The organism is Sphingomonas plantiphila (assembly GCF_046000505.1).
Classification (GTDB): Bacteria; Pseudomonadota; Alphaproteobacteria; order Sphingomonadales; family Sphingomonadaceae; genus Sphingomonas; species Sphingomonas plantiphila.
This window is the reverse complement of record NZ_JBELQC010000003.1, coordinates 303322-319222: the sequence shown is the minus strand read 5'-3', so window position 1 is coordinate 319222 and position 15901 is coordinate 303322. Positions and strand designations below refer to the sequence as shown.

Below are 15901 nucleotides of genomic sequence, written 5' to 3'. Positions count from 1 at the left end.
CATCACCCCTGTTCGAACTCCAGGATCGCCGCGTCCACCGCCAGGCTGTCGCCCGGCGCGAAGTTGATCGCCTTGATCACCCCCGCCTTTTCGGCGCGCAGGATGTTCTCCATCTTCATCGCCTCGACCACCGCGAGCGGCTGCCCGGCCTCGACCCTGTCGCCCTCGCCCACTTCCAGCCGCGTCAGCAGCCCCGGCATCGGCGCGAGCAGGAACTTGCTCATGTCCGGCGGGATCTTCGCGATCATGTGCCGCGCCAGTTGCGCCACGCGCGAATGGAACACGTCCAGCTTGTGCGTCGCACCGCGTGTGGTCAGCGCCCAGCCCGCCCGCGTGCGTGCGACGCGCACCGCGAGCGTCTCGTCGCCCCGCCGCATCACCGCCAGCCGATCGCCGGGGCTCCAGTCGAGTTCGCCTTCCACCAGCGCACCGTCGACCAGCATGTCCTCGCCCAGCGTCACCTCATGCTCGATCTCGCCGATCCGCACGACCCAGTCGCACGAAATCTCGCGCGGCGCACCGAGCTGACCCGAAATCTGCGCCGCACGCTCCCCCTGTCGCCGGGACAATTCAGCTGCGATCGCGGCCAGCGTCTGCCGCAGTTCAGCGCCCAGCGGCGCGCCCTCGAACCCTTCCGGATATTCCTCCGCAATGAACCCGGTGGTCAGCTCGCCCGAACGAAAGCGCGGATGCTGCATCAGCGCGGACAGGAAATCGACATTGTGGCCCAGCCCGTCGATCGCGAATTGGTCGAGCGCCGCCACCTGCAAATCCGCCGCTTCGTCACGCGTCGGTCCCCAGGTTATCAGCTTGGCGATCATCGGGTCATAGAACATGCTGACCTCGCCCCCCTCGGCGACGCCATCGTCGACGCGGACGTATCCGTCGCCGCCGACATCGCCATAGGGCGTATCCTGCGCCTCGGGCGGCGCATAGCGCACCAGTCGCCCGGTGCTCGGCAGGAAGCCGCGATACGGATCCTCGGCATAGACGCGATTCTCGATCGCCCAGCCGGTCAGCGTCACCTCATCCTGCGTGAACGCGAGCTTCTCGCCCGCCGCTACACGGATCATCTGCTCGACCAGATCGAGCCCCGTCACCGCCTCGGTCACCGGATGCTCGACCTGCAGCCGGGTGTTCATCTCGAGGAAGTAGAAGCCCTCCCCGGTCTTGTCGGCGCCGCTGACAATCAGCTCGACCGTGCCCGCGCTGTAATAGCCGACCGCACGCGACAGTGCGACCGCCTGCTCGCCCATCTTGCGCCGCATCTCGGGCGTGACGAAGGGCGACGGCGCTTCCTCGACCACCTTCTGGTGGCGCGGCTGGATCGAGCATTCGCGCTCGCCGAGATAGACGATATTGCCATGCTGGTCGCCCAGCACCTGGATCTCGATATGGCGCGGGCTCTCGATGAACTTCTCGATAAACACGCGGTCGTCGCCGAACGATGCCAGCCCCTCGCGCTTGGTCGCCTCGAAGCCTTCGCGCACATCGGTCTCGGACCAGGCGAGTCGCATGCCCTTGCCACCACCGCCCGCCGACGCCTTCATCATCACCGGATAGCCGATCTCGTTCGAGATGCGCACCGCATGCTCGGTATCGTCGATCACCCCGACGAAGCCGGGAACGACATTGACCCCCGCCGCCTTGGCGAGCTTCTTGGACTCGATCTTGTCCCCCATCGCCGCGATCGCATTGGCCGGAGGCCCGACAAAGGCGATCCCCGCCTCCGCGCACGCCTTCGCAAAGCTCTCCCGCTCCGAGAGGAAGCCGTATCCGGGATGGATCGCATCAGCCCCCGTCGCCTTTGCCGCCGCGAGGATCAGATCGGCCTTGAGGTAGGATTCGGCTGCGGGTGCCGGCCCCAGCCGCACCGCCTCGTCGGCCATCAACACATGCGGCGCCCGCGCATCGGCATCGGAATAAACCGCGACAGTGGCGATCCCCATCCGCTTGGCGGTGCGGAACACGCGACACGCGATCTCGCCGCGATTGGCGACCAGAATTTTGTTGATCATGATTTTGGCTTCACCCTGTTGGAGCGCGCGATCGACAAACGAGTCCAGATCATCGCCGGCACGGCCCAGATTGCGCAAAGCGCGACCGCCACAGCAGCTGTTTTTAGAAACGCGACTGCCATTGCATTGAAGATCGCACCAGAATCGACGCCGGGAACTTTGAGAGCGTCGTCCACCTCGAACCTAGCGACGACGCAGAAGGCGGACAGAAACGCGATTAAAACCAGCTTCGATCTAAAAATCGGCTCCAGCGCGAGTTCCAGCGAAGCCAGCCAAACACGCATCACTCCGCCGCCTCCAGCTCCGCCTTCACCTCGCCCGCCATCGCGCGCATCCCCAACCGCGCGAACAGCGCCGCGTCCTTGTCGTCGCCGGCATTGCCGGTGGTCAGCAGCTTGTCGCCGGTGAAGATCGAGTTCGCCCCCGCCATGAAGCACAAGGCCTGCGTCTCATCGCTCATGCTCTCGCGCCCGGCGGACAGCCGTACCATCGACTCCGGCATCGTGATCCGCGCCACCGCGACCGTGCGCACGAACTCGATCTCGTCGATCTTCGCCAGCGGCGTGTCGTGCAGCATGTCGCCCAGCACCGTGCCCTTGACCGGCACCAGCGCGTTCACCGGCACGCTCTCGGGATGCTTGGGCAAAGTCGCCAACGCATGGATAAATCCCACGCGATCGCCGCGCGTCTCGCCCATTCCGACGATCCCGCCGCAGCACACGTTGATCCCCGCCTCGCGCACATGGTCCAGCGTCTCCAGCCGGTCCGCGAACGTCCGCGTCGTGATCACCTCGCCATAGCGCTCGGGCGAGGTGTCGATATTGTGGTTGTAATAATCCAGCCCCGCCTCGGCGAGCATGTCGGCCTGCGTCTCGGTCAGCATGCCGAGCGTCATGCAGGTTTCCATGCCCATCTGGCGCACGCCCTTTACCATCTCGACGATGGCGGGCATGTCGCGGTCCTTGGGATTGCGCCAGGCGGCACCCATGCAGAAGCGCGACGAGCCATTGTCCTTCGCCTGCGCCGCCGCCTGCAGCACCGCGCGCACGTCCATCAGCTTGGTCGCCTTGAGGCCGGTCTCGGCATGGGTCGACTGGTTGCAGTACCCGCAATCCTCCGGACAGCCGCCGGTCTTGATGCTGAGCAAGGTCGACATCTGCACCTCGTCCGCCGCAAAATGCGCGCGGTGGACGGTCGCGGCCTGGAATAGCAGCTCGGTAAACGGCAGGTCGAACAGCGCGGCGATCTCGTCGCGGGTCCAGTCGGTACGGGTCATTTCAGGATCGCCGATGCAAAGGAGGGAACGAAGGCACCAAGGCCGACGGCTAGGAAGAACGTGCTCATGACGAGACCGATGCGAACGTTGCGCACCATCTTCGCGTGCGGCTCGGGCTTCACTTCGAGCGTGACGAGCGAATTGGCCATGAGCAGCGCGGTAACGCCGGAAAGGGCAAGCGCGCCGAGCACGATGACGAGGCTCAGACCGTCCAACTTCGCCGCCGTGTTATCCATCAGCGCAAACACGCCGCCAATCGAGATCAGCGCGATCCCGGTCATGTGCTTGAAAAAATCATAGGCGCGCCCGAAGGGCAGCTCGCCCCCGGGGGTATCGTCCTGGTCGATCATTCGGCAGCCTCGCTTTCCGGCGGCATGTTATGGCCGAGCAGCGTCAGCACCTCTTCGGCCGCTTTGACAAGATTCGTGCCCGGCCCGAAGATCGCCTGCACGCCCGCGTCGCGCAGGAACTGATAGTCCTGCGCCGGGATCACTCCCCCCGCGATCACCTTGATGTCCGACCGGCCAGCATCCTTGAGATAGCCGATCATCTGCGGGATCAGCGTCTTGTGCCCTGCGGCCAGACTGGACGCGCCGACGATATCGACATCCTCCGCCACCGCCAGCTCCGCAGCCTCCTGCGGCGTCTGGAACAGCGGGCCCGGCACGACGTCGAACCCCAGATCGCCGAATGCGGAGGAGACGAGGTTGGCGCCGCGGTCATGCCCGTCCTGCCCCATCTTCGCGACCATCATCCGCGGCTTGCGGCCCAGCCGCCGTTCGGTTGCGGCGACCCCTTCCTTGAGCTGCTCCCAGCGCGCATCCGCGTCGTGCGCGCCGCCATAGACGCCCTTGACCGGCGTCGGCACGGTGCCGTGACGGCCGAACACGTCCTCCATCGCCAGGCTGATTTCGCCCAGCGTCGCACGATGCCGCGCCGCCTCGACCGCCAGTTCGAGCAGGTTGCCGTCCCCGCGCGCGCCCTCGCGCAGCGCGTCCAGCGCCGCCCGGCACGCCGCGTCGTCGCGCAATGCCTTCACCCTGGCGATCCGCGCCACCTGCGCCTCGCGCACCGCGTGGTTGTCGACATCGAGGATGTCGATCGGGTCTTCCTCCGCCTTGCGGTACTTGTTGACCCCGACGATCACCTGCTCGCCCTGGTCGATCCGAGCAGCCGTCGCGGCGCTGGCTTCCTCGATCATCGCCTTGGGCCAGCCGGCGGCGACCGCCTTGGCCATGCCGCCCTCGGCCTCGACGCGCTCGATGATCTCCCACGCCTTATCGACCAGCTCCTGCGTCAGCGCCTCGACATAATAGGAGCCTCCCAGAGGATCGACGACATTGGTCATCCCGGTCTCTTCCTGGATCACCAGCTGCGTGTTGCGCGCGATCCGCGCGGAAAAGTCGGTCGGCAGCGCGATCGCTTCGTCCAGCGCGTTGGTGTGCAGCGACTGGGTGCCACCCAGCATTGCCGCCATCGCCTCGATCGTCGTGCGGATGACGTTGTTATACGGGTCCTGCTCGGTCAACGACACGCCGCTGGTCTGGCAGTGGGTGCGCAGCATCTTGCTGCGCTCATCCTTCGCGCCCAGCTGCGTCATCACGCGATGCCACAGCACGCGCGCCGCCCGCAATTTCGCGACTTCCATGAAGAAGTTCATCCCGATCGCGAAGAAGAAGGAGAGCCGGCCGGCGAACTTGTCGATGTCGAGGCCGCTGGCGACGCCGTATTTCACATATTCCATGCCATCGGCGATGGTGAAGGCCAGTTCCTGCACCTGCGTCGCCCCGGCCTCCTGCATATGATAGCCGGAAATCGAAATGCTGTTGAATTTCGGCATGTTGGCTGAAGTATATGCGAAAATGTCCGAGATGATCCGCATGCTCGGCTCTGGCGGATAGATGTACGTGTTGCGGACCATGAACTCCTTGAGGATGTCGTTCTGGATGGTCCCGTCGAGCAGGCTCTTTTCGACCCCCTGCTCCTCCCCCGCGACGATGAAAAAGGCGAGGATCGGGATCACCGCGCCGTTCATCGTCATCGACACCGACATCTTGTCGAGCGGGATGCCGTCGAACAGGATCTTCATATCCTCGACGCTGTCGATCGCGACCCCGGCCTTGCCGACGTCGCCGGTCACCCGCGGATGGTCGCTGTCGTATCCGCGATGCGTCGCCAGATCGAATGCCACCGACAGGCCCTTCTGCCCCGCGGCCAGATTGCGGCGGTAAAAGGCATTCGATTCCTCGGCGGTCGAAAAGCCCGCATATTGCCGGATCGTCCACGGCCGACCGGCGTACATCGACGCCTTCACGCCGCGCCGATAGGGCGCGAGACCGGGCAGTCCGGGATCGGTCGTCACATCGTCCGCGGTGTAGAGCGGCTTGACGTCGATTCCCTCCGGAGTGCGCCACATCAGGTCGCGGCCCTTCACTTCCTTGTCGGCAAGCGCCTTCCACGCGTCGAGGCTTGGCTTTTCGGTCATTACTTACCCTTGAACTCCGGCGCCCGCTTGCCGAGGAACGCGGCGACGCCTTCGCGAAAATCCTCGGTCCTGCCCGCGATCCTCTGATGCACCGCCTCGACACTCAGCGTCTCCGACAACGTATTGTTGAGCGCTGCCTTGATCTGCGCGCGAATCAGGCCCAGCGCGATCGTCGGCTTGGCGGCGAGCGTCGCGGCGAGCTTCCCCGCCTCATCCATCAGCGCGTCGTCCTCGACCACGCGCGCGACCAGCCCCGCATCCTTGGCGTCATCGGCGAACATCTTCTCGCCCAGCAACGCCATTTCCAGCGCCTTGGCACGCCCCGCCGACTTGGCAACCAGCCAGGTCGCGCCGCAATCGGGCACCAGCCCGATATTGCTGAACGCGAGCAGCAGATAGGCGCTCTTCGCCATCACCACGATATCGCCGCCCAGCGCGATGCCGACGCCCGCCCCGGCCGCAGGACCATTGATAGCGGTGACGATAGGGATCGGCAGCTTCGACAGCGTCTCGGCCAGAGGGTTGTAGTGATATTCAAGATTGTCGGCCGGATCGGCGCTCGTTCTCCCGTCGCTTGAGGCCCGTCCCGCCAGTTCCGCACCCGAGCAGAATCCGCGCCCCTCGCCCGTCAGCAGCACGGCCCGCGCACCCTCGTTCGCCGCACGCAGCAACGACGTGCGGATCAGGTCGAGCATGTCGAGTGTCACGGCATTCAGCCGGTCGGGCCGATTGAGCCGGATCGTCGCGACGCCGTTGTCGAGGTCGTAAAGGACGGTTTCGTCAGTCATCTCTTCCTCCACTGTTCCCCTGCGAAAGCAGGAGCCCAGAGCCACAAAGGGTGTCGCGCCTTGCCCTGGGCTCCTGCGCTCGCAGGAGAACAAGTCGATCAATGCAGGTCGTCACGCGGGCTCTCCATGATCTCGGTCAGCACCCCGCCCATGTCGCGCGGATGGACGAAGAAGATCAGCGTACCATGCGCCCCGATCCGCGGCTCGCCCAGCACCCGCGCTCCCTTTTCCTCGAACCACGCCTTGGCTTCGTGGATGTCGGGCACCTCGTAACAGACATGATGCTGCCCCCCCGCCGGGTTTTTCGCGAGAAAGCCATGGATCGGCGAATCCTCGCCCAGCGGCTCGATCAGCTCGATCTGCGTGTTGGGCGTATCGACGAAACACACCTTAACCCCCTGGGCGGGCAGGTCGAACGGCGTGTGCGCCAACTCCGCGCCCATTAGATCGCAGTACAAAGCGAGCGAGTCCTCGATCGACGGCGTCGCAACGCCGATATGGTTGAGGCGGCCGAGTTTCATGACTTCATTCCCGATTTCAGCACGACAGGCGCGACTCCTTCTGGAGCGGCACGAACTTGCCCCCGCGATATTCGTAGCGTTCGACGAACTTCGCCGTCCCGCTCGCCTGCACCGCGAACGACTTGCCCTTGACGATGTCGACGATCTTCCCGTCGAGGTTGCTCAGCGGTTCGCCGCCAAAGGTCTTGCCAGTCGTCTCATCGACCGCGCCCTCGTTCGACGCCGACAGCCACACGCGCTCCGACTGCACAGGCCCGTCCGGCTTCAACTCGGTGATCGACGCGCCACCGCACGAATAGCCCTGCCCCGACCAGCCGCTTTCGACATAGATGGCGGGGTTGTCGGTAAACTCCTCAGTCACCCGCCACTCCGGCTCGGCGCCCCAGCCGGAGCCACGCACCAGCGTCGGCCACTTTCCGGTCACTTCGAAGCCGTTGTCCTGCGGCTTGAGATAGGCGATCGCGAGTGCGCCGGAACAGGCATGGCAGTCGGACGCGTTCGCGCCGGGGCTCAGCAGCGCGGCGGTTTCGCCCATCCACACCAACCGCCCGGGCTTCACATTGATCACGTCGGAATCGCCCTCCCGCACCTGCGCCGCGCCATCCGCGCCATAGGCGGTGCGAAAGGCGAGCTTGAGCTGCTCCGCCTCGGGCAAGGCGCGCACGCCGGTCGCCGTCGGGGTGGCAGAGGGCGTCGGCGCGGTCGCGTTGCCGTTATCGGGCGCCTGTTGGCATCCAGCGAGCAGCATAAGCGAGCCTGTCACGACAAGGCCGATATAATTGAGACGGCGGGGCTTCATGCGAAATATCCCATCATCAGTACCGCTAGCGCCAACCCGGTAAGGCCAAACCACGGCACGGCCCTCAAGATCTTGAGTTCGAGATCGAACCGGACCGGATCGTCCGATCGCCTGATCACATGCTCACCAAAAACCCCCCGGACCCGAAATCTCAGCTCTCCCGACCGATCCGCCTCGCGGGCACGAAACAGCGCGGTGCCGATCGCCAATGCCAGCGCGGCGAGCCCCCCGAGAATCAGCAGAAGCGGCTCGTCACTCACAGCGGAATATTGTCATGCTTCTTCCACGGATTTTCGAGGCTCTTGTTCCTCAACTTCCGTAGCCCCAGCGCGATCCGCCGCCGGGTCGAATGCGGCATGATCACCTCGTCGACGAACCCCTTGCTCGCCGCAACGAACGGGTTGGCGAAGCGCGCCTCATATTCGGCGGTTTTCTCCGCGATCTCTTCCGGCGTGCGCCCGCGAAAGATGATCTCGACCGCGCCCTTCGCCCCCATCACCGCGATCTCGGCGGTCGGCCAGGCATAGTTCAAATCGCCGCGCAGATGCTTCGACGCCATCACGTCATAGGCGCCGCCATAGGCCTTGCGCGTGATCACCGTGATCTTGGGCACCGTTGCCTCGGCATAGGCGAACAGCAATTTCGCGCCATGCTTGATGATGCCGCTATGCTCCTGCCCGACGCCCGGCAGGAACCCCGGCACGTCGACGAACGTCACGATCGGAATCTCGAACGCGTCGCAGAAGCGCACGAACCGCGCCGCCTTCTTGGACGAATTGATGTCGAGCACCCCCGCCAGCACCATCGGCTGGTTGGCGACGATGCCGACCGTGCGCCCCTCGATCCGGCCGAAGCCGATCAGGATGTTACCGGCATGCGTCGGCTGCACCTCGAAGAAATCGCCCTCGTCCACCGTCTTCCGGATCAGCTCATGCATGTCGTACGGCTGGTTCGCGCTCGGCGGGATCAGCGTGTCGAGGCTGGGCTCGATGCGGTCCCACGGGTCGCTGCACGGCCGCTCGGGCACCGGTTCGCGATTGCTCGCGGGAAGGAAATCCACGAAGTCGCGGGCCGCCAGCAGCGCCTCGATATCGTTCTCGAAGGCCACGTCGGCGACCCCCGACTTCGTGGTATGCGTCACCGCTCCACCCAGTTCCTCCTGCGTGACGATCTCGTTGGTAACGGTCTTCACTACATCCGGGCCGGTGACGAACATGTACGATGAATCCTTCACCATGAAGATGAAGTCGGTCATCGCGGGAGAATAGACCGCGCCACCAGCGCACGGCCCCATGATCAATGAAATCTGCGGCACCACGCCGCTCGCCAGTACGTTGCGCTGGAATACCTCGGCATAGCCGGCGAGGCTTGCGACGCCCTCCTGAATGCGCGCGCCGCCGCTGTCGTTCAGGCCGATCACGGGCGCGCCGACCTTCATCGCCATGTCCATGATCTTGCAGATCTTCTGCGCGTGCCGCTCCGACAGCGATCCGCCGAACACGGTGAAGTCCTGGCTGAACACGAAGACGAGCCGACCGTTGATCGTACCTGAGCCGGTGACGACGCCGTCGCCGGGAACGATCTGGTCGGGCATGCCGAAATCGACGCAGTTGTGCTCGACATACATGTCGAGCTCTTCGAACGATCCCTCGTCCAGGAGCACCTCGAGCCGCTCGCGCGCGGTCAGCTTGCCCTTGGCGTGCTGCGCGTCGATCCGCTTCTGTCCGCCGCCCAGCCGGGCACCGGCGCGCCGCCGTTCGAGTTCCTCGATCGTCGAAGACATGCATTTCTCCTCAGCCGCGTGCCTTCACAGGACACGGTCCCCCTTGCAAATGCAATGTTGTGAAGTTGCATCGTTCATATCTGCAGATATTAGGGGACGATGCAACGCCGCCGCCTCTTCGCCGGAGCCCGGGTCCGCGACCTGCGCAGGCGCCTCGCGCTGCCACAGGCGGCGATGGCGGCTAGGCTCGGCGTCTCGGTCAGCTATCTCTCGCAAATCGAGAACGAGGAACGCCCGCTCACGCCCCCGGTACTGATCGCGCTCACCCGCGAATTTCCCGATCACTGGCGCGATGTCGACAGCGACGACGACACCACCGAACTGGTCCGCGCGATCGACGCGGCGACCGACAGCAGCATCGCCGCCGACCCGCTCGATCCGGCGGCGGTCCAGCGCGGGGTGGAGAAGCACCCTGCCCTCGCCCGCCGCATGGTCGCGCTGCACGACGCCTGGCGGCGCAGCCAGGCGCAACTGCGCGTGCTCGACGACAAGATCGAAAGCGGCGCGGGCAGCGGCGGCGCGCTGCCATGGGAGGAAGTGCGCGACTGGTTCCAGGCCGAGGGAAACTATATCGACCCGATCGACCGTGCGGCCGAGGCGCTGGCGGAAAGTTTCGACCATCCCCGCGCGCTCGAGGAGCGGCTGCGCGGCCGGCACGGCATCGCGATCGAGGAAGCGCGCGACGACGACACACGGCTGTCGCGCTTCGATGCCGACCATCGCCGCCTGATCCTGGGCAGCGTGATCCCGCCCGAAAGCCGCGCCTTCCTGCTCGCCCATCGCCTGGCCCTGCTCGAATTCCGCGACGAGATTCGAGCGGTCAGCGCCGATAGCGGCCTCGCCTCCCCGGCCGCGCGCGAGCTCCTTTCGCTCGGCCTCGCCAACTATGCCGCCGGCGCGCTGCTGATGCCCTACACCCGCTATCGCGACGCCGCGCTCGATCTGCGCCACGATATCGATCGGCTGCGCCAGCGCTTCGGCGCCAGCTTCGAACAGGCGTGCCACCGCCTCTCGACGCTCCAGCGCCCCGGAGCGCAGGGCATCCCCTTCTTCTTCTGCCGCGTCGATATGGCGGGCAACATCACCAAGCGCCATTCGGCCACCCCGCTCGAATTCGCCCGCTTCGGCGGTGCCTGTCCCTTGTGGCTGGTGCACGAGGCGGTGGCGATCCCCGACCGCATCCTCACCCAGCTCGCCGAAATGCCCGACGGCGCGCGCTATGTGATGATGGCCAAGGGGCTGGTGAAACCTTCCGCCAGCTTCGATCGGCCGCCGCGCCGCTATGCCGTCGCCCTGGGGTGCGAGGAGGTCCATGCCCCCGGCTTCGTCTATGCCGACACGCTGCGCCCCGGCGGCGTCGCCACCCCGATCGGCACCAGCTGCCGCATCTGCCCGCGCCGCGACTGCGATCAGCGCGCCTTCCCGCCCGCCGCGGGGGAGCTGCGCATCGACCCCGACGAACGCGCGCCGGTACCGTATCGGTTCTGATCGGCGGCACCGGCCCGCTCCCCCACCCGGCCACCCATAGAATACACTGTCGCTGGGTGGCGGGGTGGGGGAGCGGGCCGGTGCCGCCTCGGCGTCAGCCGAGCAAACTAGGCCGAGCGCGCCGGATCGGTGAGCGGATCGGCCAGCTCGCGCGCCGATGGCAGGCGAATGCCCGGCAACGTCCCGGTCGACCGCTCGATCATCCGGTGCACGCGCGGCGGCTCCGGCCCGCGATGAAGCGCCGCGATCCCCTCGCTGTTCGCGGTGTCGGCATTGGTCCGGCGCTGGTTGTGCCGCACATAGTCCAGCCAGGTCGGCACGTGATACCGCTCGATCCACAGCATCGGGTCGGCGAGGTCGCGCAGCAGCGACCAGCCGCGCGCTCCGTCCCGCTCGCGGATGCGCCGCCGCTCGCTCATCACGCGCAGGAAGCTCGGGATGTCGGCGGGTTCGATGCGATAGTCGATCGTCACCACCACCGGCCCGCTGCGCGCCTCGACCGGAACCTGCGTATCCGGCTCATGCCACGTCCCGCGCGGATCGAGGTCGATCTCCTCGATGCGCGGCAGCGGCACCAACATGCCCGCGGCAGCACTGAGCAACTGCGCGCCCGCCGCGACCAGCAGCGCAACCGCAACGCCATGATGATTTGTCAGCCAGCCAAACAGCCAGCTTCCCCCCGCCATGCCGCCGAACGCCGTCATCTGGTACAGCGCCAGTGCGCGCCCCACGACCCAGCGCGGGGTCGACAGCTGGACCGTCACGTTGAAGCTCGACAGTGCAAGCACCCATCCGGCCCCCGCCAGCGCGAGCACGGGCAGCGTCAGGAACAGTGATCCGCTCACCGCCGCAACTCCAGCGCCCGCTGCCAGCGCGATCGATGCCATCCGCACCAGAGTCTCGGTGCTCATCCGCTGGCGCAGCCGCCCGCTCAGCAGCGCACCGCTCACGGCACCCACGCCGAACCCGCCCAGCAACAGACCATAGGTCAGCGGCCCGCCGCCGATCAGATCGCGCGCGATCAACGGCATCAATGCGGTGATCGCACTCGCCGACAGCCCGAATAGCCCCGCGCGCAACAATACCGCCAGAATATTGGGCGACAGCAGGACGTATCGCACCCCCGCCGCCATCGCCATGCCGATCCGCTCGCGCGGCAGCACGCGTTCCGGCACGGCCGGGCGCCAGCGCGCCAGCACCGCGATCAGGCCGAGATAGCTGACGGCATTGATCGCGAACGCCGCCGCCGCGCCAGCCGCCGCAACGATCGCACCGCCCAGCGCCGGGCCCAGGCTGCGGGCGATGTTAAACCCCATGCTGTTGTACGCCACCGCCTGTGGCAGCACCGATCGCGGCACCATCTCGCCCACCGATGCCTGCCAGGACGGACCGTTCACCGCCACGCCGCACCCGATCAGGAAGGTAAAGCCCAGCAGCAGCCACGGCGTCAGCACCCCGGCCCAAGCGCAGATCGACAGCGTCAGCGACACCAGCAGCATGAAACCCTGCGCCGCCAGCATCACTTTGCGCCGGTCGAGATTGTCCGCGACCGCGCCGGCCCAAAGCGCGAGCAGCATGATCGGCAACGTTACCGACGCGGAAACGAGCGCAACCATCTGCGGCGGCGCCCCCAGCTGGATCATCATCCAGGATGCGCCGACCGACTGGATCAGACCGCCAAAGTTCGATGCCATGCTCGCCAGCCACACCCGGCGAAAGATGGGAACGGACAGGGGCGATGCTGGAAGCGGCGGAGCGGTGATTGGATCGATCGGAGTCGCGTCAGCCATCGCAACTACTTAGGACTGGTGCGGAACGGAGGAAAGCGCTGCTCCATCGAACGCCGTGCGCGCCGCCGCCACTTTCTCCAGATGCGCCTCCGCCCACATCCATACCCCGCAAAACGCCTCGCCCAGGCTCTCGCCCAGCGGTGTCAGCCGATAGTCCACGCGCGGCGGCACGACCGCATGCACGGTGCGCGTCACGAATCCGTCCCGCTCCATCCGCCGCAGCGTCTGCGTCAGCATCTTTTGGCTGATGCCGGGAATCGCTTTCGCAATTTGCGTGAACCGCAACTCGCCCTGCTCGTCGAGCGTTTCGAGCACGATCATCGTCCATTTGTCCGCAACGGCGCCGATCAGTTCATAGACCAGCGCATCGACGCGCGGGTCGTCCGCGTGCCATTCGCCATTGCCCATTTCCAATACTCTCTTTCCGGTAAGTATAAATCTTTCGGGTGCCTTCTTTCGCGTGGATAGCAGCATCCTAGATCGCCGTCATCGTTAGACGCAGGAGACGAAGATGAAGCAGAGCGGGAACACCATTCTCATCACTGGCGGCGGTTCGGGGATCGGCGAGGCACTGGCCCACCGCCTGCACGACGCTGGCAATACCGTAATCGTCGCAGGTCGCCGCCGCGCGGCGCTCGACGCCGCGATCGCGGGGCGGGAAAACATGCACGGCATGACGCTCGACATCGAGAGCGCCGAGGCGATCGAGAGCTTTGCGCACGACCTGATCGCCGCCCATCCGGCGCTCAACGTGGTGATCAACAATGCCGGGATCATGCGCTTCGAGGACCTCTCGGCCCGTCGCGATCTCGCCGACGCGGAGGCGACGATCACGACCAACCTGCTCGGCCCGATCCGCCTCACCAACGCGCTGGTTGATCATCTGAAGGGACAGGCAGATGCTGCCATCGTCAATGTCACCTCGGGCCTCGCCTTCGTGCCGCTGGTCACGACCGCCACCTACAACGCGACCAAGGCGGCACTGCACAGCTTCACCATCTCGCTACGCGATGCGCTTGCCGGATCCGTGGAGGTCATCGAACTCGCCCCGCCCGCGGTGCAGACGGATCTTACCCCGGGACAGCGGACGCGACCGGGCTATCAGCCGCTCGACGCATTCGCGGACGAGGTGATGGCCCTCTTGAGACAGGCCCCCACACCAAACGAAGTGCTGGTGGAAAATGTGAAGTTCCTCCGCAATGCGGAGGCGGAAGGCCGCTTCGACGCCGCGCTTGCGGCGGTCACGGCAATGGCGAAGGGCAGCGGGCACTAGCCCGCCGCCCTTAGGGGATCAAACCCCGCTTCGCCCGCGCAGGAACTGGACCACGATCACGATCAGCGCGACGACGAGGATAAGGTGGATCAGGCCACCCGCGACGTTGAGCGAAAAGCCCAGCAGCCACAGGATCAGCAGAATGACGGCGATCGTCCAGAGCATATGTATTCCCCTTTTGGTTCAAAGGAATAACCAGGTCGCAGCCGAAACGTTCCGCACGGCCCGCGTCGGCGGGCGGAAAACGGCGATCCGTCAGTCTGGTTCGATCGTCACGCGCGCGAATCGGCCATGTACTCCGCTCGCTCCCGCGCGCCACGCCGTCACCTCGTCACCGGCCACGATCACCCAGATATTCCCGTCCTCCGCCGCCATTTCGGCATCGGTCAGCGATGGCAACGCAACTCCCGATGGATGCGAATGCCAGTATCCGATCACCCTCTCCCCACCGCCGCGCTCGGCCCGCAACGCAGCGATCAGCGCGCCTGGATCGATCTCGAACCGGCGGCTTGGGTCGTTTGCTACATTGACCTCGATGCTCGCACGCTCGACCCGATCGGCGCCGAACAAAAGCCCGCAAGCCTCCAGCGGCGCGGCCTCCTCCGCCGCCCGCTGGATTAGTGCGATAACACAGCTTGAAATCCGCAAACCCATCCCCATTTCTCTAGAACAATGAACCGGGGGGTTTCCACACTCGAAGCGCGGATCGCGGACACGGCAGATGGCTGGCGGCTCGACCGGGCTTTGGCGGATGCGCTCCCCACGCTGTCGCGTGAGCGGATCAAGGCGCTGATCTCCACCGGCAATGTCACCGGACCTGACGGTCTGATCCGCGATCCCAAGAAAAAGGCACCCGGCGGGGCGACCTTCACCCTCAACGTGCCTGACCCCGAACCGGCGCATAACGAGGCACAGGACATCGCGCTCAACGTGGTGTTCGAGGACGAGCATCTGATCGTCATCGACAAGCAGGCCGGCCTCGTCGTCCACCCCGCTGCGGGCAATTTCGACGGCACGCTCGTCAACGCGCTGCTGCACCATTGCCAGGGCAGCCTGTCGGGCATCGGCGGCGTGGCGCGGCCGGGCATCGTCCATCGCATCGACAAGGACACGTCGGGCCTGATGGTCGCCGCGAAGACCGATCGCGCGCATGTCGGCCTCGCCCGCCAGTTCAAGGATCACTCGATCGACCGGCGGTACCAGGCGATCGTCTCGGGCCGACCGAAAACGTCAGGCGGAACCGTGGACGCGGCGCTTGCGCGATCGCCACAAAACCGCAAGAAGATCGCCGTCCAGGCGGGCGGCAAGCGGGCGGTCACTCACTGGACGCTGGTCCGGCCATTGTACGAAGCCGCGCTGGTCGAATGCCGGCTCGAAACCGGCCGCACGCATCAGGTGCGCGTGCACATGGCGTCGCTCGGTCATCCGTTGATTGGCGACCCGATTTACGGTAGAACGAAAAAAGAACATCGGGAGGTATTGGAAACCATGGGTTTCCGCCGTCAGGCCTTGCACGCCGCCCGTCTGGGGTTCATCCATCCTATCAATAGTAACGCTTTGGCGTTCGATAGCGAAATGCCTGCGGACATGCAGGAACTGATGGATAACCTCATCGTATAGTTTTCTGACTCGTCCGAATGGAGAGTCGACCGGCATCCCTGCCGCTACAGGGGGGAAGCC

General features: G+C 65.7%; 17 protein-coding genes. 3 read left to right on the top strand and 14 right to left on the bottom strand.

Annotated elements, in window-relative coordinates; translation table 11 throughout:
• Positions 1-2 precede the first annotated feature (2 nt).
• From ABS767_RS16600 to ABS767_RS16555, 10 genes are all read right to left on the bottom strand, one after another.
• Positions 3-2018, bottom strand: a complete 2016-nt coding sequence (locus tag ABS767_RS16600) for an ATP-binding protein (protein ID WP_408080382.1) — start codon at positions 2016-2018, stop codon at positions 3-5.
• Positions 2015-2302, bottom strand: a complete 288-nt coding sequence (locus ABS767_RS16595; protein WP_408080380.1) for a hypothetical protein — start codon at positions 2300-2302, stop codon at positions 2015-2017. The genes ABS767_RS16600 and ABS767_RS16595 overlap by 4 nt, the downstream gene beginning before the upstream one ends.
• The gene (bioB, locus tag ABS767_RS16590) at positions 2302-3294 is read right to left on the bottom strand and encodes a biotin synthase BioB (RefSeq protein ID WP_408080378.1); all 993 of its coding nucleotides are present in this window, start codon (positions 3292-3294) and stop codon (positions 2302-2304) included. The genes ABS767_RS16595 and bioB overlap by 1 nt, the downstream gene beginning before the upstream one ends.
• A complete protein-coding gene (locus ABS767_RS16585; RefSeq protein WP_408080376.1) occupies positions 3291-3644 on the bottom strand; it encodes a hypothetical protein in 354 nt (117 codons plus the stop codon). Before ABS767_RS16585 ends, bioB begins: the two co-directional genes overlap by 4 nt.
• A complete protein-coding gene (scpA, locus tag ABS767_RS16580; RefSeq protein ID WP_408080374.1) occupies positions 3641-5779 on the bottom strand; it encodes a methylmalonyl-CoA mutase in 2139 nt (712 codons plus the stop codon). The genes ABS767_RS16585 and scpA overlap by 4 nt, the downstream gene beginning before the upstream one ends.
• Positions 5779-6567 carry an enoyl-CoA hydratase-related protein gene (locus ABS767_RS16575; protein WP_408080372.1) on the bottom strand — a complete coding sequence of 263 codons (789 nt, stop codon included), beginning with the start codon at positions 6565-6567 and terminating at the stop codon, positions 5779-5781. The genes scpA and ABS767_RS16575 overlap by 1 nt, the downstream gene beginning before the upstream one ends.
• Positions 6568-6665: 98 nt before the next feature.
• Positions 6666-7088 carry a methylmalonyl-CoA epimerase gene (gene mce, locus ABS767_RS16570; RefSeq protein WP_408080370.1) on the bottom strand — a complete coding sequence of 141 codons (423 nt, stop codon included), beginning with the start codon at positions 7086-7088 and terminating at the stop codon, positions 6666-6668.
• A gap of 16 nt (positions 7089-7104) precedes the next feature.
• A complete protein-coding gene (locus ABS767_RS16565; protein ID WP_408080368.1) occupies positions 7105-7887 on the bottom strand; it encodes a hypothetical protein in 783 nt (260 codons plus the stop codon).
• On the bottom strand, positions 7884-8147 hold the full coding sequence (locus ABS767_RS16560) for a hypothetical protein (protein WP_408080366.1): 264 nt from the start codon (positions 8145-8147) through the stop codon (positions 7884-7886). Before ABS767_RS16560 ends, ABS767_RS16565 begins: the two co-directional genes overlap by 4 nt.
• A complete protein-coding gene (locus ABS767_RS16555) occupies positions 8144-9670 on the bottom strand; it encodes an acyl-CoA carboxylase subunit beta (RefSeq protein ID WP_408080364.1) in 1527 nt (508 codons plus the stop codon). Before ABS767_RS16555 ends, ABS767_RS16560 begins: the two co-directional genes overlap by 4 nt.
• Positions 9671-9769: 99 nt before the next feature.
• Here ABS767_RS16555 and ABS767_RS16550 point away from each other — a divergent pair, with 99 nt between their 5' ends.
• Complete coding sequence (locus ABS767_RS16550; RefSeq protein WP_408080362.1) at positions 9770-11158, top strand: helix-turn-helix domain-containing protein; 1389 nt, start codon at positions 9770-9772, stop codon at positions 11156-11158.
• A 107-nt stretch (positions 11159-11265) separates the two neighbouring features.
• Here the strand turns inward: ABS767_RS16550 and ABS767_RS16545 are convergent, their stop codons facing one another.
• Together ABS767_RS16545 and ABS767_RS16540 are read right to left on the bottom strand one after the other, a co-directional pair.
• Complete coding sequence (locus ABS767_RS16545) at positions 11266-12948, bottom strand: MFS transporter (RefSeq protein WP_408080360.1); 1683 nt, start codon at positions 12946-12948, stop codon at positions 11266-11268.
• A gap of 9 nt (positions 12949-12957) precedes the next feature.
• Positions 12958-13356 carry a winged helix-turn-helix transcriptional regulator gene (locus tag ABS767_RS16540; protein WP_408080358.1) on the bottom strand — a complete coding sequence of 133 codons (399 nt, stop codon included), beginning with the start codon at positions 13354-13356 and terminating at the stop codon, positions 12958-12960.
• Between the two features lie 103 nt (positions 13357-13459).
• Between ABS767_RS16540 and ABS767_RS16535 the strand changes: the two genes are divergently transcribed.
• Positions 13460-14221 carry an SDR family oxidoreductase gene (locus ABS767_RS16535; RefSeq protein ID WP_408080356.1) on the top strand — a complete coding sequence of 254 codons (762 nt, stop codon included), beginning with the start codon at positions 13460-13462 and terminating at the stop codon, positions 14219-14221.
• Between the two features lie 18 nt (positions 14222-14239).
• On the opposite strand, the gene ABS767_RS16530 is transcribed toward ABS767_RS16535, so the two are convergent.
• Entirely contained in the window at positions 14240-14386 is a 147-nt protein-coding gene (locus tag ABS767_RS16530) for a lmo0937 family membrane protein (protein ID WP_408080354.1), read from the bottom strand.
• A gap of 90 nt (positions 14387-14476) precedes the next feature.
• A complete protein-coding gene (locus ABS767_RS16525) occupies positions 14477-14875 on the bottom strand; it encodes a M67 family metallopeptidase (protein ID WP_408080352.1) in 399 nt (132 codons plus the stop codon).
• Positions 14876-14893: 18 nt separating this feature from the next.
• On the opposite strand from ABS767_RS16525, the gene ABS767_RS16520 reads away from it, so the two are divergent.
• Positions 14894-15841 (top strand): RluA family pseudouridine synthase, encoded by a 948-nt coding sequence (locus tag ABS767_RS16520; RefSeq protein WP_408080350.1) that lies wholly within the window; start codon positions 14894-14896, stop codon positions 15839-15841.
• Positions 15842-15901 lie beyond the last annotated feature (60 nt).